The organism is Nocardioides sp. Root240 (genome assembly GCF_001428825.1).
GTDB lineage: Bacteria > Actinomycetota > Actinomycetes > Propionibacteriales > Nocardioidaceae > Nocardioides.
In genome coordinates, this window is record NZ_LMIT01000002.1 from 49,785 (window position 1) to 72,364 (window position 22,580).

Here is a 22,580-nt window from a genome sequence, read left to right on the forward strand (position 1 = left end):
CTCAGGCTCCGGCGAGGCCGATCAGCAGGACGGCCAGCGCGACCTCGATCGAGGCGCCGAACACGTCGCCGGTGACGCCTCCGAACCGTCGCACGGCGTGCCGGGTCAGCCCGGCCACGACCAGCCCGGCGACCAGGACGGTGACCGGTCCGCGCACGGGGTCGACCAGCGCGGCGAGCGCCGCCAGGGCGCCCCAGCCGATCACCGTGACCGCGAGCGGGACCCGGCGGGTGAAGGTGACGCCGAGCCCGTCCTCGCGCGCCGGGGGAGCCAGCACCGAGCAGGTGATCCAGAGTGCCGCGCGCGAGGCGCACACCGCGGCGCTCGCGACGACGGCGGTGCGGACCTCGCCGGCCCACGGCACGAACCACGTCAGCGCCGCTGCCTGCGCGCCGAGCACGAGCACGACGGCCGCGACGCCGGCCGGGCCCGCCGTACCGGACTTCATGACGGCGAGCGAGCGCTCCCGGTCGTACGACGACGTGAGCCCGTCGGCCACGTCGGACAGCCCGTCGAGGTGCAGCGCGCGGCTGCCCGTCGCGAGGAGCGCGAGGGCGACGAAGGCGACCGCTGCGGCGGGCAGCTCGAGGCGGCCGCCGGCCCACAGGGCGAGGCCGACCGCGGCGCCGAGCGGGAGCACGGCGAGGGGTGCGAGGAGCAGGGCACCGGTGGCCAGGCCGGGGGAGACCTGCAGCACCGGCGGGACGCGCAGCGCGGTCAGCATCCCGATCGAGAGCCGCAGGCTGCGGCCCACCGAGGCGACGTTCACGCGGGAGGCATCAGGTCGGCGAGCAGCGCGACGTCGCGCAGCAGGGCGACCGCCGAGCGGAGCACCGGGACGGCCGCGACGGCGCCCGAGCCCTCGCCGAGGCGCAGGCCGAGGTCGAGGACCGGCTCCAGGCCGAGCTTCTCCAGCGCGAGCGACTGTGCGGGCTCGGTCGAGCGGTGGCCGGCCGCGAACCACGCGGCGGCGCCGGGTGCGATCCGCTCCGCGGTCAGCGCGCAGGCGACGGACATCAGTCCGTCCAGCAGCACGGGTACGCCGGACTCGGCGGCCTCGAGCAGGTAGCCCACGGTCGCCGCGAGGTCCGCACTGCCGACGGCCTGCAGGGTCTGGACCGGGTCGGCGAGCCGGTCACCCGCGCGGTCGAGGGCCTGCTGGACGACGTCCTGCTTGTGCAGGAGCGAGGCGTCGTCGACGCCGGTGCCGCGACCCGTGACCTCGGCGGCGGGCAGGCCCAGCGCGGCGGCGACCATCGCCGAGGCCGGGGTGGTGTTGCCGATGCCCATGTCGCCGGACAGCAGCAGCTGTGCGCCGGCGGCGATCTCCTCGCGGGCGACCGCGCGGCCGGCCTCGAGGGCACTGGTGGTCTCCTCGGCGCTCAGCGCGTCCTCCACGTGGAGCGCGCCGCTGCCGCGTCGTACCTTGTGCGACCGGACGTCGTCGGGCACACCCTCGAGGTCGTCGTCGACGCCGATGTCGAGCACCCGGACGTGGACCCCGTGGGCCGCCGCGAGGGCCGAGACGCCGGCCTTGCCGAGCACGAAGGTGCGCACCATCGCGGGCGTGATCGCCGGGGGATAGGCGGAGACGCCGTGCTGGGCCACGCCGTGGTCGCCCGCGAAGATGACCAGCCGCACGTTGTCGAGGGGCGCGGGCGGGCACTGGCCCTGCGCGGCCGCGACCCAGACGCCGAGCTCGCCGAGGCGACCCAGCGCGCCGGCCGGCGTCGCGAGCCCGGCGAGGCGCTCGGCGGCGGCGGAACGGACGGCGGGACCGGGTGCGGCGATGGCGTTCATGGGCCCGAACGCTACCGTCACGCCGTGTCACATCCAGCCGCGTCCCACACCGTGCTGGTCGTGCCCGTGCCCGCGCTGGAGACGTGGGTCCGGGCTCGGTGGGAGCACTACGAGCCGCGCTGGGTCTCGCGCGATCCCGCCTTCACCCATGCCCACATCACCGCACTGGCGCCCTTCCTGCCCTCGCCGACCGCGGCGGACCTGGCGGTCGTCGGGTCGATCGCGGCGGCGGCCGACGCCTTCGCCTACGAGCTGTCGGCGGTCACTGCCTTCCCCGACGGCGTCGTGCACCTGCCGCCGGACCCGCTCGAGCCGTTCGCGGCGCTGACTGCTGCCTTGTGGGAGGCGTTCCCGTCCTGCCCGCCGTACGCCGGGGCGTTCGCGGACGTCGTACCGCACCTCACGCTCGACCAGCTCTCGGCCGAGGTGAGCCTCGCCTCGGTCCGGGCCTCGCTCGGCGACCTGCTGCCCGTGCGCACCGTCGCCGACCGCCTCGAGCTGCACCGGTACGCCGAAGGCGACTGCCGGGTGCTCGCGTCGTGGTCGCTCGGCTGGCCGGAAGATTTTGCCGGAGATGCCGGGACGCGGTGGTCGGCGAAGCACTAACGTCCGAGCATGCTCCGGCGTGCGTTGGCACGGGCCCTAGCGGCATCCATCCTCGCGATGCCCGTGCTGCTGGGCCCGGACACGCCGACGTCGGCGGCTGCTCCCGGCGATTGCCGAGTGGCCAATGCGCTGCGCACCGCGGGTCAGACCGAGGCCGCCGTCCAGGCGTATCTCGATGTCCTCAAGGTCACACCGGGCGCGGTCTGCGCTTTTCGCGGTATCCGGTCGCTGGCCTCGGCGCCGCCGGCTGACTCCTGCAAGATCGTGCGAACGCTGGCAGACCAGGACGCCCGCGCAGCGGCGCGGGAGGTGCTGACCGAGCACCTGAAGAAGGGCAAGGACTGCCCGGGATTGTCGCTCGCGGACCTCGCCGACGAGGAGAGCCTTCCCGCCCAGGCCGACACGTGGGTGGCGGACTGGGTCGAGAAACCGCTCAAGGTGATCGCCACCGTCGGTGGTGTCATCCTCCTGCTGGCCCTGCTGGTGTTCCTGCTCATGCTGAGGTCCGAGTTCTTCGCCCGTCGGGTCCGACTACGGCTCGCGGCCCAGCTGGTCGTGAAGCCGTTCGGGCCACCGAAGGACGGTCCTGACGTGACCGCCGCGGTCGAGTCGCAGGTCCGCGAGCTGTTCTTCCTCGGGGAGAGCCTGCTCGGCGCGGACTCCATCTACATCGTGGACGCCTACCAGGAACTCGCGCCGGTCATCGACGAACTGGAGAAGGTCAACGCCTCACTGGCACCGGCAGCGGCTTTCGCACGTGCCCTCGACAGCCTGCTGCCTCGAGACCGCTGGATGCTGACCGGTTCCTTCTACGTACCGGGCCCCGGCCGCATGGCCTGTTCGGTGTCGTTCACAGACAACGGTCGTCATGTCGCGGCGACGACCTTCGAGGTCCCGACGGCCGGCGACGAGCCGGTCGAGGCGGACACGCTGGCCCTCGTGCCCTGTGTGGTGGGGTGGAGTCAGCTCGTGGCAGCACGGCGACGTGAGCAGCCGACGAGCGGAGCCACACCGACCGCGTACGGATGGCTCCGCGGTGGAGCAGCGGCCCAGGAACGGGGTGATCATCGAGTGGCAGTCGCGTGCTATTCGGCGGCGATCGCCAACGACGGCACGGATGAGATGGCGCGAATCGCACTGGCCCTGGCTCGCGCAGTCACCGCGGACCCGGCGATGGCAGTGCAGATCCTCGACGAGATGGTGATGCGCCTTGAGTGACGCGCCCCTGACCCTGAAGCATCCGGTCACGGTGGACCGGCTGAGGCTCTACTACGCCCTGGCGGCAGCCAGGGTGCACCTCGCGATCGATCCCGCTCGCAACTTCCGCGGCGTCGATGACGAGGAACGCCTGGAGCTCCTCCGCCTGGCCGCGACGTATGCCGGGCTGGTCGCGGTTGCAGGCGCGGAGCTGGAAGCGCTCGAGGGATCGGCGAACGACTTCCTCGGCCAGTCCCTGGTGCCGGCGGCCTACGTGCTCAGGGCAGGAGCTCTGCTGGAGCTGGCGTGGGCGCAGAGAGACGACGACGAACGGGTAGCGGTTGCTGCGACGACGTCGTGGGACCTTGTGGCCGGGATGGATGTCTCAGCGGTGTCCTACCGGGTCCGCTACAACCTCGCGTGCTACTGGTCATCGTGGATCGACCGGGTCATCGTCCCTCCGGTCGGGACCGATGACCGACCTCCCACGGCCTATCCTGCCCGACGCGCTTTGGCGGAGCTGCGGACCTCCCTGGCCACGGCGCCCTTCTTGGCGGCCGCCCGCCTCGCCGACTGGGCGGTGCGCGACCCGTCCCTGGCGCGACTGCGGCGGTCGTCGGTCGGCGAGCTGGAGTTCGTGGCCGCAGTGGCGCCGTACCGGCACGGTTGATCGCCTCAGTGGGCCAGCTTCAGGCCGATGACGCAGCCGATCAGGCCGAGGATCAGCAGGATCCGCAGCGCACTGACCGGCTCCTCGCCGCTCACCATCGCGATCACGACCGTGAGCGCTGCCCCGATGCCGACCCAGACGGCGTACGCCGTGCCGACCGGCAGGGTGCGCATCGCGTAGCCGAGCCCGATCATGCTCGCCGTGACCGCGACCGCGAACACCAGCGACGGCGCGAGCCGCGAGAAGCCCTCGCTGCGGGAGAGGGCCGTCGCCCAGATCGCCTCGAGCCCGCCGGAGACGACCAGCACCAACCACGCCATGACCACCACGTCCTTCGTGGCCGTCTTGTCGCAGTCCGGGTACGGCTCCCTCGTCCGGCAGCCGGTCGCCGGCTGTGGCCCCCAGTCTAGGGGTTCAGACGTGGCCGCTGAGCTGCGCCAGCCGGGTCGCGAGCGCGTCGACCAGGGCGTTCGCCTGCTTCTCGCTGAGCGCGGCGTTGCGGCTGCCGCCCTGGCTCGACACGGGCAGCACGTCCACGGACAGCCGCGCCCCGCCCGCCAACGCCCGCAGCTCGTCGACCTTGTCGCCGAACGGGGTGCCGCTGCCGGGGGAGTAGTAGCGGATCGCCTCGTCGATGTCGTCGGCGAACAGGTCGGCCTTGGTCACCGCGATCACCAGCCACACCGGCCGGTCGCGGCGCACCGCCATCGAGGCGATCCGGTGGGCCGTGATCGTCCAGTCCTCGAGCTCGGCGGCGAGCTGCTCCTCACGCGTGGCGGAGGCGGCGCCCGACGTACCGCCGGCCCGGCGAGGCGTCGCGTGGCCGTGGGCGACCACGTGGATCACGCCGTCGACCGGCTCGTCGTGGAAGACCTCGTCGAGCGCCCCGAGCCGCGTCGCCGCGTTGTCGCCCGGGACGACGAGGAAGCGGAAGCCGTGGAGCCGGCGGGAGCGCCGGGTACGTCGCTCCATCACCGCTGAGCCGACCTCGGCCGGGCCGCCGTCCGTGCCGCGTCGCGTGAGGCGGTCGGCGAGCTGGGTCTTGCCCACGCCCGTCATGCCGGTGACCGCCACGACCGGGAACCGCCGCCGGAACAGCTGGTGGGCGCGCTCCGGTGTCGAGGCGATCGCGCCCAGGATCGTCCGGGAGCGGGTACTGCGGGCCACGACGCCTCCTGGGCAGCTTCGGTGACGGGTCGTGCCGAGCCTACGGCCCGGAACCAGTCGCCTGTGGTCCCATGGTGCCCGTGGAACGTGTGATCGGCATCGGCGGCGTCTTCCTGCGCGCGACGGACCCTGCGGCGTTGGGCGCCTGGTACCGCGAGGCCCTCGGCATCGATGCCGACGAGCACGGCCTGTGGTTCCCCGACGCCGGGCCGACGGTATTCGCCGCCTTCGCGCACGACACCGACTACTTCGGTGCCCGCACCCAGCAGGCGATGATCAACTTCCGCGTGCGCGACCTCGACGCGATGCTGGCGCAGCTGCGCCGACTCGGGGCGGAAGTCGTCGACGACCTGCAGGAGATGGACGGCGTGGGGCGGTTCGGCTGGGTGACCGATCCCGAGGGCAACCGCGTCGAGCTCTGGCAACCCGCGTGAGCCGGATCGCTCGGATCAGCCGGGCGGCGTGCCCGGCTTGTGGGCGACGTAGAAGTAGTTGAACGGGTCGGTCCGGACCTCGCGGACCTCGACGTCGACGAGTCCGGCCTCCTCCAGCATCCGCACCGCGGTCTGCCGGCCCCACACGGTGCCGAGGCCCGCGCCGCCGTGGGCCAGGGACACCGTCATGCAGTGCATCAGGCTCAGCGTGTAGAGGTAGGTCGCCCACGGCAGCCGCAGGTTGTTCTCGACGCCGCTCTCGGCCTTGATGTCGACCATGAGGAAGGTGCCGCCGGGGCGCAGGCTCGCGGCGATCCCGGCCAGCACGCGGTCCGGGAACGCCTGGTCGTGGATGGCGTCGAAGGCCGTCACGACGTCGTACGCCGCCACCTCGCCGAGCTCCGCGACGTCGCGCACCTCGAACGTCGCATTGGTCAGGCCCCACGCCGCGGCCTCCGAACGGGCCGCCTCGATCGCCTCCGCGCCGAGGTCGTACCCCACGAAGCGGCTCGCCGGGTAGGCGCGCGCCAGCAGGTTGACCGCGTGCCCGGATCCGCAGCCGATGTCGGCCAGGGCGGCACCCTCGGTCAGCCGTTGGTGCAACCCGGGCACCTCCGGTACGACGATGTCGAGCAGCCCCGCGTCATGCGTGGCCGCCGCCTCCTCGGCCATCAGCGCGTGGAACCGCGGGTAGTGGTCGTAGTCGAGGCCCCCACCGTGGCGGAACCGCTCCCGCAGCTGGGGCTCCACGCCCGCCAGCATGGTGAGCATCTTCAGGCTGCGGGCGAGGTTCACCGGTCCGCCGGCGGGTGTCAGGCAGGCGGCGCGCTCGGGCGGGAGCGAGTAGTGGCCGCTCGCGGCGTCGTACGCCGCGACGTCGCCGGCCACGATCCCGTCGAGCCACTCCCGCAGGTAGCGCTCGTCCACGCCGGCCGCCTCGGCGAGCGTGGCGCTGTCCGCCGGACCCGTCCGTGCCAGGACGTCGAGCAGCCCGAGCTCGTCGCCGATGCCGAGCAGCAGGCCGAGCGAGGCGTCGTTCATCACGCCGACCATGCGGCGCTGGAAGGCCTTGGCGGCGTCCTTGTCGATGTCCTTGTCGAAGGTGCTCATGGTGCTCGTCCTTCCCTCTTCCGGGACACTAGCCTTCCCCCATGGCGACCTTCACCCTGACCTGCATCGGTGACGACCGGGCGGGCCTCGTCTCCGAGCTCTCCGCCCCGATCCACGCCCACGGCGCCAGCTGGCACCGCAGCCAGATGGCGCGTCTGGGTGGGAAGTTCGCCGGGATCCTCCTGGTCGACGTGCCCGACGCGAAGGCCGAGGCCCTCGCTGCCGACCTCCGGGCGTTGAAGGACGTCGGACTCACGGTGACCGTCGAGCAGACCGACGTACCGGAGGTGGAGTCGGACGTCCGGATCACCCTCGAGCTGCTCGGTGCCGACCGTCCGGGCATCGTCGCCGAGGTCTCCGCCGCCCTCGCCGGTCAGCGCGTGAGCATCCAGGAGCTCGCCACGGACGTCCGCGAGGCGCCCATGGCCGGCGGCCTGCTGTTCGAGGCCCAGGCGGTCCTGGTCGCACCCGCGGGCACGAGCGTCGACGGTCTGCGCTCGATGCTCGAGGCCATCGCCGACGAGCTGATGGTGGAGATCAACCTCTCCGACGGCTGATCGCCTACCCGCGCGGGCGCAGGCAGACCCAGCCGAGTGCCACGCCGAAGCCCGCCATCAGGGGGCCGACCACGCTGAGGGACTTCGACTCGTCGTACCCGAAGACGCCCCAGGACGCGAGCGTGAAGAACCCTCCGGCCAGCGCCAGCAGCACCGCGATCGGCAGCCCGATGAGCAGTGCGGGGAGCCGGGAGGGCCTGCCGTAGCGGGAGTCGTCCATGGGGACATTGTGCGCAGGCGTTCGGCTGCGACGGGCTCGGGTCGCAGTTGCAGCACTTTATGACCATAAAGTGGTTTAAGGTGGAGCGATGGACCGCCTTCCAACGATCACGCCAGCGGCGGTTGGGAGAGCCGCGCCTGGAAGCGACCGACTGACCGCGCGGCGTCGCGCCGCCAGCAGCTGAGCGCGCGTGGTCCCTATCGCGCCGCGGTGCCCGCCCTCATCGGTCACGGCTCACCTGTGTTCCCCCCGCCACTCCAGGCGGAAGCGGAGGACGCCGTCCGCGCCATCACCCGCTTCGACGCCGACATCGCGTCGGTCGAGCTCGCGCCGCTCGCTGCCGTCCTGCTGCGCACGGAGTCGGCGTCGTCGTCGCAGATCGAGGGAGTGACTGCCGGCGCCCGCGCGCTCGCGCTCGCCGCGATCGAGAAACGGAGCGGTCGCAACGCCGAGTTGGTCGTCGCCAACGTGACGGCCATGCAGCGTGGCATCGAGCTGGCGGACGACATCAGCGTCGGATCGATCCTAGCCGTGCACGACGCCCTGCTCCACGGCCACGAGTACGCCGCTCCGGGCCGCTTCCGGACGGAGCAGGTGTGGATCGGCAGCACGGCGATCAGTCCCCACGCTGCGTCCTTCGTGCCCCCGCACCACGACAGGGTTCCGGCGGCGATGGATGACCTGATCGACTTCGTCCGACGCACCGACCTTCCCGTCCTGGTCCACGTCGCGATCGCCCATGCCCAGTTCGAGACGATCCACCCGTTCAACGACGGCAACGGCCGGGTCGGTCGCACCTTGGTCCACGCGATGCTCCGCCACGCGGATGTCACCCGCCACCTGACGGTGCCGGTGTCGGCCGGCCTGTTGGCGGACACCTCCGCGTACTTCGACGCCCTGACTGCGTACCGCGCCGGCGACGTCGAACCGATCGTCCGACAGTTCATCGCCGCGTCGTTCCGAGCCGTCGACAACGGCCGGATCCTCATCGAGGACCTCGACCGAATCCTCCAGTCCTGGACCGACAAGCTGCCGTCACGTCGCGGCTCCGCCGCTCGTCGCCTGCTTCCACTGCTCGTCAACCAACCCGCGGTCAACGTCGCCTACGCCGTCGAGACCACGGGCGTCGCGCTCTCCGCGGCGCAACGTGCGGTGGAGCAACTGGAGGAGGCGGGCATCCTGGTGCGGGCGGGAGCCGCGCGACGCAACCGGGTGTGGACGGCGCCCGACGTGATCGACGCACTGGACCGGTTCGCGGAGCGTGCCGGCCGCCGGAGCTGATCGCATGTCACGGGCGGGCCCAACGCGGCCCGACGCCGCCAGTTGCATTCGCCGGAATCTGCCGGGTGCCCGCGCCCATGTTCGGGCGTGGGATTCCACGATTGAACGGCCCCGAGTTCAGTAGAGGCCGGGTTCTGACATTTCGAGGGTCGCAGACTGCTGCTGGCTGAGTTAGTAGGTGGCTTCGATCTCCGCGGGCGGTCGGTTCCCGATGGCTTCGAAGATTCCGAACGCGTGGTCCGTCTGCCAGCACAACGGACGTCATGGAAGCCGCGGAGACCCATCCGCGTGTGCGGCGTCGGCGATGCAGGACTGACTGCCGGCTCTCCGGGTCCCTTTCCGCTCAGACGTGGGTCGACGCCGTCTCGACCAGCACGTGCAGCGCGAACTCGGCCACGCCACGGACCCGCCTCCGTCGGTGAGTGCCGCCGAGGGAGACGGCCCGCACGTCCAGGTGCGGGTTGACCGGCCGAGACCAATCCCGCGCACCTCCAGCTGTTCGTGATGGAGCCGCCCGGCCGGGAGGATTCGCCACCGGCTGAGCAGCGACTCGGCCCTCGCTCATCGCTCGTAGTCCTCGCGCTCACCTCCCGGCCCTGCCATGGCCAGGTCGGCATGCGCCTCGGCGGGCCGGTCGCGGATCTGCCGGGGTGCTCGTCCGTCGGTTCGCGCGTGCACAAAGGTTCCATCCACCGTGCACGTACGTCCACGCGGTGCCAGGGGTCAGGCGGAGAGATTGGGTCGATCACGAGATCTCCGTCACGTGACGGAGTCGCTACCCGAGGAGGCCGCCATGGCAATCGACTTCACCCTGAGCGAGGAAGAGCTGGGTCTGCGCAAGCAGGCGAGGGCATTCGCTGACGAGGTGCTCAGCGGCGTCGCGGACGCGATCGCCCCGTTCGCTGACCCCCTGGACCGGTTCCGTGCCATCCGTCCGTTCTACGAGCAGATGGTTGCTGGTGGTTTCCTCCGCGGGCTGGTCCCGGCCCAGTACGGCGGCGGCCGCTTCACCAACCTGCAGTTCGCCCTCGCCTGCGAGGAGATCGCCCGCGTCGACGTCAACGTGGCGTCGGCACTGCTGGGCACCGGCCTCGGTCTTCACCCCATCATCGTCGGGGGCACCGAGGAGCAGAAGGAACGGTTCCTCCGCCCGTTCACGGGCGATCAGCCACGGCTGGGCGCCATCGCATTCACCGAGGCCGCGGGCGGTGCGAACTACGACTCGCCCGACCCGGCAGCCGGCACCCAGACGTTCGCCGAGCTGGTCGGGGACGAGTGGGTCATCAACGGCAAGAAGGCGTACACCACCAATGCTTCCGGGTGGGACGACCGCGGCGCCGACCTGATCAGCGTCATGGTCCGGACCGACATGTCCAGGCCTTCGTCGGAGTCGCTGGCGGTCATCGTCGTCGAGGCCGGTACGCCGGGTGTCGAGATCACCGGCATGATCGACACGATCGGGCACCTTGCCACGAACTCACCGGTGGTGGAGTTCAACGACGTCCGCGTGCCGGTGTCCAACATGATCGGCTCGCCGGGCGACGGACTCGAGCTCATCAAGGCCGCGTTCTCCTGGACCTGCTCAAGCATCGGGGCTGCCTGCGTCGGTCGGATGCGCGCGGCCTTCGACTTCGCCTACGAGTTCACGCGGACCGACCACCGGTCTGGTCCCCACCCCGTCCTGGAGTACCAGAACGCGGGCTACATGCTCGCCGACATCAAGACCCGCATCGAGGCCGCCCGGTACTTCGCGTGGAAGGCGGCCGACCACTACGACAAGACCGGCGGAAAGGACCGGGAGCTGGCCAACATGGTCAAGATCTTCAACTCCGAGCTGTCGGTGCAGACGGTCTACGACGCCATGCGCCTGGTGGGCGTCGAGGCTTACGGGGACCGCACGCCGATCGCCTCGATCATGCAGGACGTGCTCTGCTTCCCGGTGTACGACGGCGGAAACATGGGTGTCCGGCGCCGCGCGATCCACGAGATGCTCCTCAACCCTGCCTTCGATCCGCTGGCTGCCGGTGAGAACCGGCTCTCCCTCTGACCACTCCCTCCATGGGCGTCGGGTGAACCAGCCCGGGCGGCCACGCATTCAAACGAAAGAAGGCGCATCATGACGATCTCCCTGGAGATCCCGGACGCCGTGTCGGCGTTCCTGAAGTCCCCCGTCTCCCACCTCATCGGCGGAGCGGACGTCACGTCGGCGAGCGGCGAGACGTTCACGACGCTGAACCCCTGCGACGGCTCCCTGCTCGCCGAGGTCGCCTCCGGTGGCCCGCGCGAGGTCGACCTTGCGGTCGCGGCCGCCCGTCGTGCGTTCGACGGGCCGTGGAAGCGGATGCCTGCGGGGCAGCGCTCCAAGGTGCTCTGGCGGCTCGCCGACCTGATCGAGGAGCGAGCCGAGGAGTTCGCCACCCTCGAGGCCCTCGACACCGGCAAGCCGCTCACGCTGGCCCGTGCCGTGGACATCCCGCTCGTGGTCGAGTGGTTCCGCTACATGGCGGGCTGGCCGACCAAGCTCACTGGCTCCACCATCCCCGTCACGGCGCCGGCCGGTCCCGGGAACTACTTCGCCTACACGCTGCGCGAGCCCGTGGGTGTCGTCGGCGCGATCATCGCGTGGAACTTCCCTCTCCTGCTCGTGTCGTGGAAGCTCGCGCCTGCGTTGGCGGCGGGCAACACGGTCGTCCTCAAGCCGGCTGAGCAGACACCGCTGACGGCTGCGCTGTTCGCTGAGGTCGTCCGGGAGGCAGGCATTCCCGACGGTGTGGTCAACATCGTCCACGGCGGTGGCGAGGAGACAGGCGCTGCGCTGGTCAACCACCCGGGTGTTGACAAGGTGTCGTTCACCGGTTCCACGGAGGTCGGCAAGAAGATCATCCAGGGAGCCGCCGGCAACCTGAAGAAGGTGACGCTCGAGCTGGGTGGCAAGTCTCCGAACATCATCTTCGGTGACGCCGACCTGGAGACGGCGATTCCTGGCGCAGGCATGGCGATCTTCCTCAACCAGGGCGAGGCTTGCGAGGCGGGGAGCCGCCTCTTCGTCCATGACAGTGTCTACGACGACGTGGTCGCCGGCGTCGCCGACATCGCGCGCGGATTCAAGCTCGGGAACAGCCTGGATCCGGAGACGACCATGGGACCGGTCGTGTCGCAGACCCAGCTCGACACCGTGCTCGGCTACCTCGATGCCGGACGCGCGGAAGGTGCCCGCGCCGTGGCAGGTGGCAATCGCCACGGCACCGAGGGCTTCTTCATCGAGCCGACGGTCCTGGTCGACGCTGAGCCCGGGATGCGGGTGGTCGACGAGGAGATCTTCGGCCCCGTGCTGACCGTCCAGCGCTTCACCGACACCGCGCAGGTCGTCCAGGCCGCCAATGCGACCGCCTACGGCCTGGCCGGCGGGATCTGGACCCGCGACCTGGCGCTCGCCCACAACGTCGCCAGCGAGCTGCGCGCCGGATCGGTGTGGATCAACACCTATCACGTGCTGGACCCGGCCCTTCCCTTCGGTGGCTACAAGCAGTCCGGGTGGGGACGCGAGCACGGCGCCGAGGTGTTCGATGCGTACACCGAGACCAAGACGGTCGTGGTCAACAAGGGCTGACCGCGGCCACCAGCCGCCTTCGACGACCTCCTGAGCCGTCCCACGACACCGGACGGGGCGAGAAGGGTCACCTCTCGCCTCGTCCGGTCATCAAGGGGATGGCAGAATGGATGAGGATGCACTCGATCCGTACCTCGTGGGCGGATGGATCCGCAGAACCAATCCCGTTCTCCTGAGCAGCACAACGCGGAGAAGTGGTGGACAGAACCTGGAGCACCGACACCTACCCGGTCGAGCAGCAGCTGGCGTACTGGGCCGATGTGGTGTGCCAGGCATTCACCCCCCTCGCGCCCACCCGCGGACGCGAGCACATCGACCGGAGCCGCACGCCCATCGGGCTGGAAGGCTGGGTCCGATCCACCCGCCTCGGCGAGACGAATGCAGCCGAGATCGCCTCCTGCACCCAGCTCCTTCGTCACGGACCCCGAGAAGTCCGGCAGTCCCCGAGCGAGGAGGTCTTCGTCAACCTCCAGCTGGCGGGCTCTTGCAAGGGCGAGCAGGGCGACCGGCGGCTACTGATCGGGCCCGGGCAGATCGGGATCTACGACACGACGGCGCCGTACACCCTCGAGTTCGAGGAGGCCGGCGACGGCCAGGCCTGGCGCGTGCTGTCGTTTCGCGTCCCACGGACCAAGGTCGCCGGGATCATGCCGGCGGACAGCAGGATCGGAGGTCGCGGCATCGACCGCGAACACGGTGCCTCGAGAGTGGCCATCGACATGATGCTGAGCATCTGGGAGTCCCGTGGGCATCTCACGCCGGCCGCGCAGCTGGCGCTCGACGACAGCTTCGCCCAGGTTCTCGCCACTGCTCTCGGAGCGTTCGACGGGGCCACGATCGAGGACCGCGCCGCCCGCGACGCGGCATTGAGGACCGCCGCCACGCGCTACGCCCGCAGCCGCATCAGGAGTGGGCGAGTCCTCGCTGAGGACGCCGCCGGTCATGTCGGAATCTCCGTGCGCAAGCTCCACCAGCTCTTCTCGAACGACGGCGCATCCTTCGGATCAGTCGTACGCCAGCTTCGCCTGGAGCAGGTCGCACGCGAGCTGCGCGTCCAACCATCGGTGAATGTGGCCGACCTGGCACATGCGTGGGGGTTCTCCGACAGCTCCCACATGATCCGGCTCTTCAGGGAGCGCTACGGCTGCACCCCGACCGAGTACCGGTCGAGGACGGAGTGGACCGCGCGGACGACGAGTTGAGATCGGTGGAGAGCCTGACCGTCGGCGGATCAGTCGTGACGGGGGTGGTCGGTGATGGTCGTCAGTGGGTTCTACTGCGGACTGGCTGCGGACCAGACTGCTCAGAAAATTGGAGAAACCGCAGGTCAGAGACCAGGTTGGGGACGGGCTGGCCTGTAAGCCGGGTTCTGTGATCGGCGACCATCCATCTAGGGCTGCCGTTGCCGACAGCCTCGAGCGACCTACCCGCACACTCGGACGAGCCGCCCTCGAACGTGTGCTGTCTGGTCTTGCTCCGGGTGGGGTTTGCCGAGCTGCACCGGTCGCCCGGTGCACTGGTGGGCTCTTGCCCCACCGTTTCACCCTTACCGCCTCCCGGAGGAGGCGGCGGTCTGTTCTCTGTGGCACTGTCCCGCGGGTCACCCCGGGTGGGTGTTACCCACCACCCTGCTCTGTGGAGCCCGGACTTTCCTCGGAACCCGACGCCTCGCGGCGGTGGGTCACGCGGTCGCCCGGCCAGCCCGTCCGCGGGTCACTCTAGGGGAACAACCGGGGCGGGCCGACAGTTGAGGGTCACATGAACGAGACGACCGAGCCGCAGATCACCCTCCAGGCGCCGGCGATCGTCTTCCCCGGCGCTAGCGCGAGGCACGAGAACGCCTACCGCACGGCCCACGACCTGCTCAGCCGCCGCGCGCCCCGCGAGGCGCTCGCGGTGCTGGAGCCCGCGCTCGAGGAGGAGCCGACCAACCGCGGGCTCCGGTCGCTGCGGGCCTGGGCCTACCTGATGCGTGCCCAGCTCCAGAAGGCCCACGACGAGCTGCGCGGGCTCGTCGACGAGGACCCGTCTGACGCGTGGACCCGCCATGCCCTCGGCCGGGCGCTCGAGCGCCAGGCCAGGTACGACGACGCGCTGCCCCACCTGCGCCTGGCCGCCGCGATGACCGGCGACCCCGAGCACGAGTACGACGTGCTGCGGGTCGAGCGGATGGCCGGCAAGGTCACGCCAGGCGCGTGATCTCGACGTTGACGTCGAGCGCGGCGGTCTCCGCGCCGGTGTAGATCCCGCGCAGGGGAGGGACGTCGGCGTAGTCGCGGCCGTGGCCGATGGCGACGTACCGCTCGCCGGGCGACCGGTCGGTGGTGGGGTCGAAGGGCTGCCAGCCGTCGTCCCACCACTCCAGCCACGCGAACGGACTGCCGACGACGGTCTCGCCGACGACGGGGGAGTCGACGGGGTGGACGTAGCCCGAGACGTAGCGGGCCGGGATGCCGAGCGTGCGCAGGCCGCCGATGGCCAGGTGCACCATGTCCTGGCCAACGCCGGCGCGCTGGCCCCACGCCTCGGCGGCGGTCGACTCGGCGTCGGTGACACCGGGGAGGAAGTCGATCTGCGCGGTCACCAGGCGGCACACCGCACGTGCCGCGTCTCCGGGCAGGTCGGCACCGGCACCGATGTCGTTCACGAGCTCGGCGAAGTCGACAGGGGGCGCGACGACGTCGCTGACGACGAGGTACTCCGTCCACCGGTCGCGCACCTCCCGCTCGGCGTACGACGACCAGCTGGACCTCGCCTCGGGCTCGGCGCCCGTGCGGTTCACCTGCACGGTCGAGGTGGCCGTCACGGCCATCGAGTCGTGGGGGTCGACGACCTCGAACGCGGTGACCGCGCAGCCGAAGTAGTCGGTGTAGGAGTAGGTCCACGGCTTCGGGCTGACGTCGAGGCGGTGGTGGACGACGATCTGCTCGGGCGTGGTCACGGGCGTCATCCGCGCCTGGTTGTAGGACGCCATGGCGCCGCCGTCGTAGGTGTACTCCGAGGTGTGCACGATCCGCAGCTGCATGTTCATGCTCCGACTCCCTTCCAGGCGAGGGCTTCCGAGCCGGCGAAGTACCGCCGGGAGATCGCGTCCGTCGCGGCGGCGCAGGTGCGTTGCAGCCGCTCCATCTCGTCGGGGAGGTCCTCGACGAGGTCGGCGAGCGAGCGGTACTCCAGCTCCGCGCGCATCCGGCCGATCAGCCGGTGCGCCTCGTCCTGGAAGCCCGCGCGCCGCGGGTCGCCGCCGAGGTTGTCGAGCGCCTGCTCGGCCCGGTTGAGCGCGAACACGACCGACCGGGGGAACAGCCGGTCGAGCAGCAGGAACTCCGCCGCGGCGCGGTCGGTCTCGATCCCGCGGTAGGTGCGGAGGAAGGCGTCGTAGGCCCCCGACGCGCGCAGTGCCGATGTCCACTGCCCGCCGCTGGCGGACAGCGCGGTCGTCGCGACGAGCCGCGAGGTCATGTCGGCGCGCTCGATGTTGCGGCCGAGCACGATGAACTGCCAGCCCTCGTCGCGGGTCATGGTTGCGTCGGCCGTGCCGTTGATGAGGGCGGCGCGCTCGCGCACCCAGCTGAAGATGTACGGCGGCCTCAGGGCCTCGAAGTGTCCCGACGGGATCGGGCGCCAGGTGGTGTTGATGACCTCCCACAGCGGGACGGTCAGCGTCTCGCGCGCACCCCGGGCGGACTCGCGGGCGGCGCCGAAGATGGCGGCGATCGAGCTGGGGGAGCCGGCGTCGTAGGCCAGCAGTCGCAGCACCTGCTCGATCGACACGGAGCCGAACAGGTCGACGCCGTACTCCTTCGCGTCGGCGGGCTCCACGCCCATGCACGACAGCAGGTCGCGGCAGGTCTGTGCCTCGTCGACGGCGGCGTCCTCGAGGAGGAGCTGGGTCTGGACGTCGAGGATGCGCGCCGTGTCGTCGGCCCGCTCGATGTAGCGGCCGATCCAGAACAGGGACTCGGCGATCCGGCTCAGCATCAGAGCACCTCCCTCGACTGCTGCTGTTGCTGTTGTTGCTGTTCGGGGGAGGTCGGCCCAGCAAGCACCCAGGTGTCCTTGGTGCCGCCGCCGCGCGAGGAGTTCACGATCAGCTCGCCCTTGCCGAGCGCCACCCGGGTCAGGCCGCCGGGCAGCACCCACACCCGGCTGCCGTCGTTGACCGCGAACGGCCGCAGGTCGACGTGGCGTGGGCCGAGCTCGCCGTCGACGAAGGTCGGCACCGTCGACAGCTGGACCACGGGCTGCGCGATCCACGAGCGCGGGTCGTCGAGCACCTTGCCCCGCAGCTCGTCCAGCTCCGCCCTCGATGCGCGCGGACCGATCACGATGCCCTTGCCGCCCGACCCGTCGACCGGCTTGAGCACCAGCTCGTCGAGGCGGTCCATCACCTCGGCCAGGTGGTCGGGCTCCCCGCAGCGCCAGGTGTCGACGTTGCGGATCACCGGCTCCTCGTTGAGGTAGTAGCGGATCACGTCGGGCATGTAGGTGTAGACGAGCTTGTCGTCGGCGACGCCGTTGCCGACCGCGTTCGCGAGCGTGACGTTGCCCGCCCGCGCGGCGTCGATCAGGCCGGGGCAGCCGAGCATCGAGTCGGCGCGGAAGTGCACCGGGTCGAGGAACTCGTCGTCCACGCGTCGGTAGATCACGTGCACCGGGGCGAGCCCCTTCGTCGTGCGCATCATCACCTCGCCGCGCCGGCAGACCAGGTCGCGGCCCTCGACGAGCTCGACGCCCATCGTGCGGGCGAGCAGCGTGTGCTCGAAGTAGGCGCCGTTGTAGACGCCCGGGGTCAGTACGACGACGGTCGGGTCCGCCACGCCCGCCGGCGCCGCGGCCCGCAACGCCGCCAGCAGCCGCTGCGGGTAGCTCGCCACCGGACGGATCCGGTGCTGCGCGATGGTCTCCGGCAGCGCGGCCGAGATCGCGCGCCGGCTGGTCATCACGTAGGACACCCCCGACGGCACCCGCACGTTGTCCTCGAGCACGCGGAACTCGCCGTTGTTGTCGCGGATCAGGTCGATGCCCGAGACGTGCACGCGCACGCCGTTCGCGGGGCGGATCGTCGCGGCCTGCCGGTGGAAGTGGGAGCTGGTCGTGATGACCTGGCGGGGGAGGACCCCGTCGTTGAAGACGTTGCCGGCGTCGTACACGTCGGCGAGGAGCAGCTCGAGTGCCTTGACCCGCTGCTGGAGGCCCCGCTCGATGGTCGTCCAGGTGTCCATCTCGATGACCCGCGGGAGGATGTCGAGCGGCATCGCCCGCTCCTCGCCGCCGATGTCGAAGGTGATCCCCTGGTCGAGGTAGCTCGCCTGCAGCGCCTCCACCCGACTGATCAGCTCGGGGGTGCTCATCTTGTCGAGCGAGTCGCGCATCCGCAGGTACGGCGGCCGCAGCTCGTCACCGTCGAACATCTCGTCGTAGGCCGGTCCACTGGTCCCGTACCCTTCGAACATCGTGCTCATGACCGGACACTACTCACGTCCGGTAACGCGAATGTTGCACGACGCGGCGCTGCTGTTACTGGAGTAGGTTGCCGACCATGGCGAATGACGGCGAGTACTGGTTCTGCCTGAAGCACCACGCGGTCGAGGGCGCCGAGGGCTGCCCCAACAAGGACCGCCTCGGCCCCTACGACACCGAGGCCGAGGCCGCGCGCGCGATCGAGCATGCCGCCGAGCGCACGGCCGCGTGGGACAACGACCCGGACTGGAACGACGACGCCGCGGCCGGGCCCGACTCCGACCGCGAGTAGGCCCCGTGCCGTTCTCCCGTCGCCGCCGGATCCGTCCGGTGGCGATCGACCCTGCCACCGGACGGAAGATCTCCCCGTTGCCGTTCATCGGCCTGGTGCTCGTGGTCTCGTCCTTCTTCCTGTACGCCGCCTCCGGGCTCCTCGCTCCGGCGTGGGCCGTCGTGCTGCTGATGCTCACCTGGGTCGCGATGCTCGTGATGTGCTTCGTGTGGTGGACGCCGTACCCGAAGCGGGTCGTGGTGCTGGGTGTCGTGTCGTGGGTGTGGTGGTTCGTCGCGGTGACTGCCGGCGGTGTGTTCCTCGACTGGACGGCGTGAGCGGCGACCGCTTCACGGTGACCTACGAGCCCTGGTGATCGAGCCTCGGGCAAGATGGACGACATGGCCATCCAGATCGCCCAGGACCCCGCCGCCGACAAGGTGCTGACGGACGACCCGTTCGCGCTGCTGGCCGGCATGATGCTCGACCAGCAGTTTCCCATGGAGCGCGCGTTCGCGGGACCGGCTAAGGTGCTGGAGCGGTTCGGGACCCTGCAGCCGGCGGCGATCGCGGGCGCCGACCCGGAGAAGTTCTCGGAGCTGTGCCGCACCCCGCCCGCCATCCACCGGTACGGCGGCGCGATGGCCGCGCGGATGCAGGAGCTCGCGCAGGCCGTGGTCGACGAGTACGACGGCGACGCGTCCCGGATCTGGACCGAGGCCGCGAGCGGGGCGGACCTGCTCAAGCGGATCCAGGCGCTGCCGGGGTTCGGGAAGCAGAAGGCCCAGATCTTCACGGCGCTCGTGGCCAAGCAGCTCGGCGTACGGCCGGCCGGCTGGGAGAAGGCGGCGGGTGACTACGCGCTCGACGGGTACCGCTCGGTCGCCGACGTCACGGACGCGGACTCGCTGCTGAAGGTGCGCGAGTACAAGCAGGCCAAGAAGGCCGAGGCGAAGGCCAAGGCCTGACGGTGTCCGTCGCCGGACCTGCGTCCAGCGTCCGCGTGAACGCCGCGCGAACGCGACGCGACCCGACCACGACACGTCGGAGGAGGCCCGGATGCGAAGCCCCTTTCGGCACCGTGGCATGATGACCGAAGCGGTCTTGACGCCTCCGGGCCTCGCCGCGCCCTAGACCCGCCAGTATCGAGAGGTGTTCGTGTCCTCGAACCGTTCGGTCCCGCCCGCCGTGCTCACCCACCCGTCCATCGTTGCGCTGATCGAGCGTGGCGCGCCAGCGGGAAGCGTGACTGCGGAGGACGTCCGTCAGGCGTTCGGCGCAGCCGACGTCGCCCCGGCCCACCTGAAGTCGCTCATGGCCCATCTCTCCGGACTCGGGATCTCCGTGGAGCTGGGTGCACCCGCTGACCAGCGCGCCGTCGCTGCTGCTGCCCGCAAGGGCGGTGCCACCGCGACGGCCAGCACCGCCAAGAAGGCGGCTGCTCCTGCGAAGAAGGCAGCGGCCGCACCGGCAGCCAAGAAGGCTGCCGCACCCGCCAAGAAGACCGCCGCTGCGGAGAAGAAGGCCGACGAGGCCGAGGTCGTCGACCTGGGCGACGTCGCCGTCGCGGCCGTCGGGCCCGACGGCAAGAAGATCCTGCCCGACATCCCCGACGACCAGTTCGAGAAGGACGTCGCCGCCGACCCCTCCATCAAGGAGGACGAGGAGGAGGCCACGGCCACGTCCTCGTTCGTGGTCTCGGCCGCCGACGACACCGACGAGCCGGCCCAGCAGGTCATGGTCGCCGGTGCGACCGCCGACCCGGTCAAGGACTACCTCAAGCAGATCGGCAAGGTCCCGCTGCTCAACGCCGAGATGGAGGTCTCCCTCGCCAAGCGCATCGAGGCCGGCCTCTTCTCCGACGAGAAGCTCGCGCGGGGCGGCAAGCTCTCCCCGAAGCTCCAGGAGGAGCTCGAGTGGATCGCCGAGGACGGCCGTCGCGCCAAGAACCACCTCCTCGAGGCCAACCTGCGTCTCGTCGTCTCCCTCGCCAAGCGCTACACCGGCCGCGGCATGCTGTTCCTGGACCTGATCCAGGAGGGCAACCTCGGTCTGATCCGCGCGGTGGAGAAGTTCGACTACACCAAGGGCTACAAGTTCTCGACGTACGCCACCTGGTGGATCCGTCAGGCCATCACCCGCGCCATGGCCGACCAGGCCCGCACCATCCGCATCCCGGTGCACATGGTCGAGGTCATCAACAAGCTGGCCCGCGTGCAGCGTCAGATGCTGCAGGACCTCGGGCGCGAGCCCACCCCGGAGGAGCTCGCCAAGGAGCTCGACATGACTCCGGAGAAGGTCGTCGAGGTCCAGAAGTACGGTCGTGAGCCGATCTCGCTGCACACCCCGCTCGGCGAGGACGGCGACTCGGAGTTCGGTGACCTCATCGAGGACTCCGAGGCGATCGTGCCGGCCGATGCGGTGAGCTTCACGCTGCTCCAGGAGCAGCTGCACGCCGTCCTCGACACGCTCTCCGAGCGTGAGGCGGGCGTGGTGAGCATGCGCTTCGGTCTCACCGACGGCCAGCCGAAGACCCTCGACGAGATCGGCAAGGTCTACGGCGTGACCCGCGAGCGGATCCGCCAGATCGAGTCGAAGACGATGTCGAAGCTGCGGCACCCGTCGCGCTCGCAGGTCCTGCGCGACTACCTCGACTGATCCACGACGACCTCTCGGTCCCGTGCAAGGCGCGCGGCGCTCTCCTCGGAGGGCGCCGCGCGTTGCTTTTCCGGAACCAGCGCCGGACGCCCAGCCGGTCGTAGGCTCCTCGGCATGCGCCGTTGTCTCGGGTGTGCGTCCGCCCTCCTGCTGTCCCTGACCGTCGCCGGCTGCTCGCTCGAGCGGGAGGACGACGCCCGGGGCCCGGTGCCGTCCACCTCCGCCGCCACGGTCGACGGCGAGGGCTCGTTGCGGATCGAGCATGCCGCCGAGCCTCAGCTGTTCCGTGCCGGCGACGGGCTGCTGCTGCTGGCGGCGCGGACGACGGATGACGGTCCCCGGGGTCCGGTCCTGGCGGCGACGCTCGATGGCGATGCGTGGTCGGCCCCTGAGGAGATCTCGACGCCGGGCACGACGACCTCGCCGCCGCGCGCCGCGTTCAACGATGCGGGGGCGGGCGTCGCGGTGTGGACCGAGCTGACCGCGGGCGACGACGCGATGGAGGCCCCGGTGCGGACCGTTGCCCGGGTGCGTGGCACGGACGGTGCCTGGAGCGACGCCCAGGTCCTGCGTGGCATCAGCTACGTCAACGACGTCCAGGTGAATGCGGCCGGCGACGTCGCCGTTCTCGGGCTGTCCGACGAGGGCGCGCCGATCCTGGCGCTCGGGTCGGCCGCCGGCAGCTGGACCACCAGCGATCTCGACTGGTACGCGGAGACCCGCATCGCGCTCGACGAGCACGGCGGTGTCCACGCGATCGCCACCAGCACCGAGCGAGGGGGCGGTGGTGCCGTCACGACCCACTACCTCCCGCCGGGTGGTGTCTGGACGGCGCCGGAGGCGGTCGATGCCGAGGGCGTCTCGACGGAAGGCTCTCAGATCGTGGCGCTCCCCGGCGGCGGGGAGGCGATCGTGATCGGCACGGTCTCGCCGAACTGGCAGTCGACCTTCGACACGCAGTTCTACTGGACGACGGCGTACGAGGTCCGGCAGCGCGCGAGCCGCGACGAGCCCTTCGCCGAGGTCTGGGCCAAGGACGGAGCGACGCAGCTGCAGACGCGGGTGGTCGGCGGGGCGGTCGAGGTGGCGTGGCTGGGCCTGGCGGACAGCAAGCAGGTCGCGGGAGCCGAGGGGCCGGTGACGGCCCCGACCACTGAGGTACTGACGACCGCCCGGCTCGGCGGAGACGAACAGGTGCTGGCACAGACGGAGGTCGAGCAGGAGAACGATGACAGCCGCGGCGGCATCGCGCTCGCGCCCGGCAGCGGCTGCGGTGCGCGGTCCTGGGTGTGGCGGCCGTTCGCCGTCGATGGCGTGCCCGCAGCGCTCGCCGTCCGCGCGGGCGACCTCGAGGCGACGTACCCGGTCGTGGGTGCTCCGCTGGCCCCCGGACTCAGCGGAGCACTCGCCTGCGCCGGCGGCGACCGGCCGTGGGTCGCTCGCGTCGACGACGCGGTGCGGGCGGGGAGCGAGGAGACGGACGACGTGCGCGTCACCGACGCGACGGTGGTCGTCGCTGCGTTGCGCTGAGGTGGG

Annotated in this window: 24 protein-coding genes, 1 other RNA gene and 1 riboswitch; of the genes, 15 read left to right on the forward strand and 10 right to left on the reverse strand. The window is 70.9% G+C overall.

The genetic code is table 11. The features are described from left to right. Position 1: 1 nt before the first annotated feature. Positions 2-769, reverse strand: a complete 768-nt coding sequence (locus ASE20_RS03330) for an adenosylcobinamide-GDP ribazoletransferase (protein WP_225869201.1) — start codon at positions 767-769, stop codon at positions 2-4. Further along, entirely contained in the window at positions 766-1,800 is a 1,035-nt protein-coding gene (gene cobT / locus ASE20_RS03335; RefSeq protein WP_056893136.1) for a nicotinate-nucleotide--dimethylbenzimidazole phosphoribosyltransferase, read from the reverse strand. Before cobT ends, ASE20_RS03330 begins: the two co-directional genes overlap by 4 nt. A 24-nt stretch (positions 1,801-1,824) precedes the next feature. On the opposite strand from cobT, the gene ASE20_RS03340 reads away from it, so the two are divergent. Genes ASE20_RS03340 through ASE20_RS03350 form a run of 3 tightly spaced genes read left to right on the forward strand, consistent with a single transcriptional unit; the run spans position 1,825 to position 4,273 of the window. After that, a complete protein-coding gene (locus ASE20_RS03340) occupies positions 1,825-2,406 on the forward strand; it encodes a 2'-5' RNA ligase family protein (protein WP_056893137.1) in 582 nt (193 codons plus the stop codon). A gap of 57 nt (positions 2,407-2,463) precedes the next feature. Next, positions 2,464-3,624, forward strand: a complete 1,161-nt coding sequence (locus ASE20_RS03345) for a hypothetical protein (protein ID WP_157538632.1) — start codon at positions 2,464-2,466, stop codon at positions 3,622-3,624. Beyond that, entirely contained in the window at positions 3,617-4,273 is a 657-nt protein-coding gene (locus tag ASE20_RS03350) for a hypothetical protein (protein WP_056893139.1), read from the forward strand. The genes ASE20_RS03345 and ASE20_RS03350 overlap by 8 nt, the downstream gene beginning before the upstream one ends. Positions 4,274-4,278: 5 nt before the next feature. Here ASE20_RS03350 and ASE20_RS03355 read toward each other — a convergent pair whose 3' ends face one another. Both ASE20_RS03355 and ASE20_RS03360 read right to left on the reverse strand, forming a co-directional pair. Continuing rightward, on the reverse strand, positions 4,279-4,593 hold the full coding sequence (locus ASE20_RS03355; RefSeq protein ID WP_056893818.1) for a DMT family transporter: 315 nt from the start codon (positions 4,591-4,593) through the stop codon (positions 4,279-4,281). A gap of 13 nt (positions 4,594-4,606) precedes the next feature. Further along, positions 4,607-4,671, reverse strand: a riboswitch (guanidine-III (ykkC-III) riboswitch). Positions 4,672-4,687: 16 nt separating this feature from the next. After that, entirely contained in the window at positions 4,688-5,440 is a 753-nt protein-coding gene (locus ASE20_RS03360) for a hypothetical protein (protein WP_056893140.1), read from the reverse strand. An 80-nt stretch (positions 5,441-5,520) separates the two neighbouring features. Between ASE20_RS03360 and ASE20_RS03365 the strand changes: the two genes are divergently transcribed. Next, positions 5,521-5,874, forward strand: a complete 354-nt coding sequence (locus tag ASE20_RS03365) for a VOC family protein (RefSeq protein WP_056893819.1) — start codon at positions 5,521-5,523, stop codon at positions 5,872-5,874. A gap of 15 nt (positions 5,875-5,889) precedes the next feature. Here ASE20_RS03365 and ASE20_RS03370 read toward each other — a convergent pair whose 3' ends face one another. Further along, positions 5,890-6,984, reverse strand: coding sequence for a class I SAM-dependent methyltransferase (locus tag ASE20_RS03370; RefSeq protein WP_056893141.1), 1,095 nt, complete (start codon positions 6,982-6,984; stop codon positions 5,890-5,892). A 41-nt stretch (positions 6,985-7,025) separates the two neighbouring features. Between ASE20_RS03370 and ASE20_RS03375 the strand changes: the two genes are divergently transcribed. After that, positions 7,026-7,541, forward strand: coding sequence for a glycine cleavage system protein R (locus ASE20_RS03375; protein ID WP_056893142.1), 516 nt, complete (start codon positions 7,026-7,028; stop codon positions 7,539-7,541). Between the two features lie 4 nt (positions 7,542-7,545). Here ASE20_RS03375 and ASE20_RS03380 read toward each other — a convergent pair whose 3' ends face one another. After that, a complete protein-coding gene (locus ASE20_RS03380; protein WP_056893143.1) occupies positions 7,546-7,761 on the reverse strand; it encodes a hypothetical protein in 216 nt (71 codons plus the stop codon). 240 nt (positions 7,762-8,001) lie between these two features. On the opposite strand from ASE20_RS03380, the gene ASE20_RS03385 reads away from it, so the two are divergent. The 4 genes from ASE20_RS03385 to ASE20_RS03400 all read left to right on the forward strand — a co-directional run bounded on the left by ASE20_RS03385 (position 8,002) and on the right by ASE20_RS03400 (position 13,854). Then, positions 8,002-9,042: a Fic family protein gene (locus tag ASE20_RS03385; protein WP_157538633.1), complete on the forward strand. Its 1,041-nt coding sequence runs from the start codon at positions 8,002-8,004 to the stop codon at positions 9,040-9,042. A gap of 793 nt (positions 9,043-9,835) precedes the next feature. Next, on the forward strand, positions 9,836-11,089 hold the full coding sequence (locus ASE20_RS03390) for an acyl-CoA dehydrogenase family protein (protein ID WP_056893145.1): 1,254 nt from the start codon (positions 9,836-9,838) through the stop codon (positions 11,087-11,089). A gap of 69 nt (positions 11,090-11,158) precedes the next feature. Further along, positions 11,159-12,652, forward strand: coding sequence for an aldehyde dehydrogenase family protein (locus tag ASE20_RS03395; RefSeq protein WP_056893146.1), 1,494 nt, complete (start codon positions 11,159-11,161; stop codon positions 12,650-12,652). A gap of 197 nt (positions 12,653-12,849) precedes the next feature. After that, positions 12,850-13,854 (forward strand): helix-turn-helix domain-containing protein, encoded by a 1,005-nt coding sequence (locus tag ASE20_RS03400; RefSeq protein ID WP_056893147.1) that lies wholly within the window; start codon positions 12,850-12,852, stop codon positions 13,852-13,854. Between the two features lie 140 nt (positions 13,855-13,994). Here ASE20_RS03400 and rnpB read toward each other — a convergent pair. Then, positions 13,995-14,357, reverse strand: an RNA gene (rnpB, locus tag ASE20_RS07210) — RNase P RNA component class A. A 53-nt stretch (positions 14,358-14,410) separates the two neighbouring features. On the opposite strand from rnpB, the gene ASE20_RS03405 reads away from it, so the two are divergent. Beyond that, positions 14,411-14,851: a tetratricopeptide repeat protein gene (locus ASE20_RS03405; protein ID WP_056893148.1), complete on the forward strand. Its 441-nt coding sequence runs from the start codon at positions 14,411-14,413 to the stop codon at positions 14,849-14,851. Here ASE20_RS03405 and ASE20_RS03410 read toward each other — a convergent pair. The 3 genes from ASE20_RS03410 to ASE20_RS03420 are packed head-to-tail and all read right to left on the reverse strand — an operon-like array spanning position 14,835 to position 18,117. Continuing rightward, positions 14,835-15,683 (reverse strand): transglutaminase family protein, encoded by an 849-nt coding sequence (locus tag ASE20_RS03410; protein ID WP_200952704.1) that lies wholly within the window; start codon positions 15,681-15,683, stop codon positions 14,835-14,837. The two genes, ASE20_RS03405 and ASE20_RS03410, sit on opposite strands and share 17 nt — an antisense overlap. Then, positions 15,680-16,633 carry an alpha-E domain-containing protein gene (locus ASE20_RS03415; RefSeq protein WP_056893149.1) on the reverse strand — a complete coding sequence of 318 codons (954 nt, stop codon included), beginning with the start codon at positions 16,631-16,633 and terminating at the stop codon, positions 15,680-15,682. The genes ASE20_RS03410 and ASE20_RS03415 overlap by 4 nt, the downstream gene beginning before the upstream one ends. After that, complete coding sequence (locus ASE20_RS03420) at positions 16,633-18,117, reverse strand: circularly permuted type 2 ATP-grasp protein (RefSeq protein WP_056893150.1); 1,485 nt, start codon at positions 18,115-18,117, stop codon at positions 16,633-16,635. The genes ASE20_RS03415 and ASE20_RS03420 overlap by 1 nt, the downstream gene beginning before the upstream one ends. 77 nt (positions 18,118-18,194) lie before the next feature. On the opposite strand from ASE20_RS03420, the gene ASE20_RS03425 reads away from it, so the two are divergent. From ASE20_RS03425 to ASE20_RS03445, 5 genes are all read left to right on the forward strand, one after another. Continuing rightward, entirely contained in the window at positions 18,195-18,407 is a 213-nt protein-coding gene (locus ASE20_RS03425; RefSeq protein ID WP_056893151.1) for a hypothetical protein, read from the forward strand. A gap of 5 nt (positions 18,408-18,412) precedes the next feature. Next, positions 18,413-18,724 (forward strand): hypothetical protein, encoded by a 312-nt coding sequence (locus ASE20_RS03430; protein ID WP_157538634.1) that lies wholly within the window; start codon positions 18,413-18,415, stop codon positions 18,722-18,724. Positions 18,725-18,787: 63 nt separating this feature from the next. Then, positions 18,788-19,354, forward strand: coding sequence for an HhH-GPD-type base excision DNA repair protein (locus ASE20_RS03435; RefSeq protein ID WP_056893821.1), 567 nt, complete (start codon positions 18,788-18,790; stop codon positions 19,352-19,354). 184 nt (positions 19,355-19,538) lie between these two features. Beyond that, positions 19,539-21,044 (forward strand): RNA polymerase sigma factor, encoded by a 1,506-nt coding sequence (locus tag ASE20_RS03440; RefSeq protein ID WP_056893153.1) that lies wholly within the window; start codon positions 19,539-19,541, stop codon positions 21,042-21,044. Between the two features lie 114 nt (positions 21,045-21,158). Beyond that, complete coding sequence (locus ASE20_RS03445) at positions 21,159-22,574, forward strand: hypothetical protein (protein WP_056893154.1); 1,416 nt, start codon at positions 21,159-21,161, stop codon at positions 22,572-22,574. The last annotated feature ends 6 nt before the right edge of the window (positions 22,575-22,580 follow it).

Excerpts from the sequence above, each read along its gene's own strand:
- cobT (WP_056893136.1), bottom strand. The coding sequence starts at position 1,800 with ATGAACGCCATCGCCGCACCCGGTCCCGCCGTCCGTTCCGCCGCCGCC.
- ASE20_RS03345 (WP_157538632.1), top strand. The coding sequence starts at position 2,464 with ATGCCCGTGCTGCTGGGCCCGGACACGCCGACGTCGGCGGCTGCTCCC.
- ASE20_RS03355 (WP_056893818.1), bottom strand. The coding sequence starts at position 4,593 with ATGGCGTGGTTGGTGCTGGTCGTCTCCGGCGGGCTCGAGGCGATCTGG.
- ASE20_RS03370 (WP_056893141.1), bottom strand. The coding sequence starts at position 6,984 with ATGAGCACCTTCGACAAGGACATCGACAAGGACGCCGCCAAGGCCTTC.
- ASE20_RS03375 (WP_056893142.1), top strand. The coding sequence starts at position 7,026 with ATGGCGACCTTCACCCTGACCTGCATCGGTGACGACCGGGCGGGCCTC.
- ASE20_RS03380 (WP_056893143.1), bottom strand. The coding sequence starts at position 7,761 with ATGGACGACTCCCGCTACGGCAGGCCCTCCCGGCTCCCCGCACTGCTC.
- ASE20_RS03390 (WP_056893145.1), top strand. The coding sequence starts at position 9,836 with ATGGCAATCGACTTCACCCTGAGCGAGGAAGAGCTGGGTCTGCGCAAG.
- ASE20_RS03395 (WP_056893146.1), top strand. The coding sequence starts at position 11,159 with ATGACGATCTCCCTGGAGATCCCGGACGCCGTGTCGGCGTTCCTGAAG.
- ASE20_RS03405 (WP_056893148.1), top strand. The coding sequence starts at position 14,411 with ATGAACGAGACGACCGAGCCGCAGATCACCCTCCAGGCGCCGGCGATC.
- ASE20_RS03410 (WP_200952704.1), bottom strand. The coding sequence starts at position 15,683 with ATGAACATGCAGCTGCGGATCGTGCACACCTCGGAGTACACCTACGAC.
- ASE20_RS03415 (WP_056893149.1), bottom strand. The coding sequence starts at position 16,633 with ATGCTGAGCCGGATCGCCGAGTCCCTGTTCTGGATCGGCCGCTACATC.
- ASE20_RS03420 (WP_056893150.1), bottom strand. The coding sequence starts at position 18,117 with ATGAGCACGATGTTCGAAGGGTACGGGACCAGTGGACCGGCCTACGAC.
- ASE20_RS03425 (WP_056893151.1), top strand. The coding sequence starts at position 18,195 with ATGGCGAATGACGGCGAGTACTGGTTCTGCCTGAAGCACCACGCGGTC.
- ASE20_RS03435 (WP_056893821.1), top strand. The coding sequence starts at position 18,788 with ATGGCCATCCAGATCGCCCAGGACCCCGCCGCCGACAAGGTGCTGACG.
- ASE20_RS03445 (WP_056893154.1), top strand. The coding sequence starts at position 21,159 with ATGCGCCGTTGTCTCGGGTGTGCGTCCGCCCTCCTGCTGTCCCTGACC.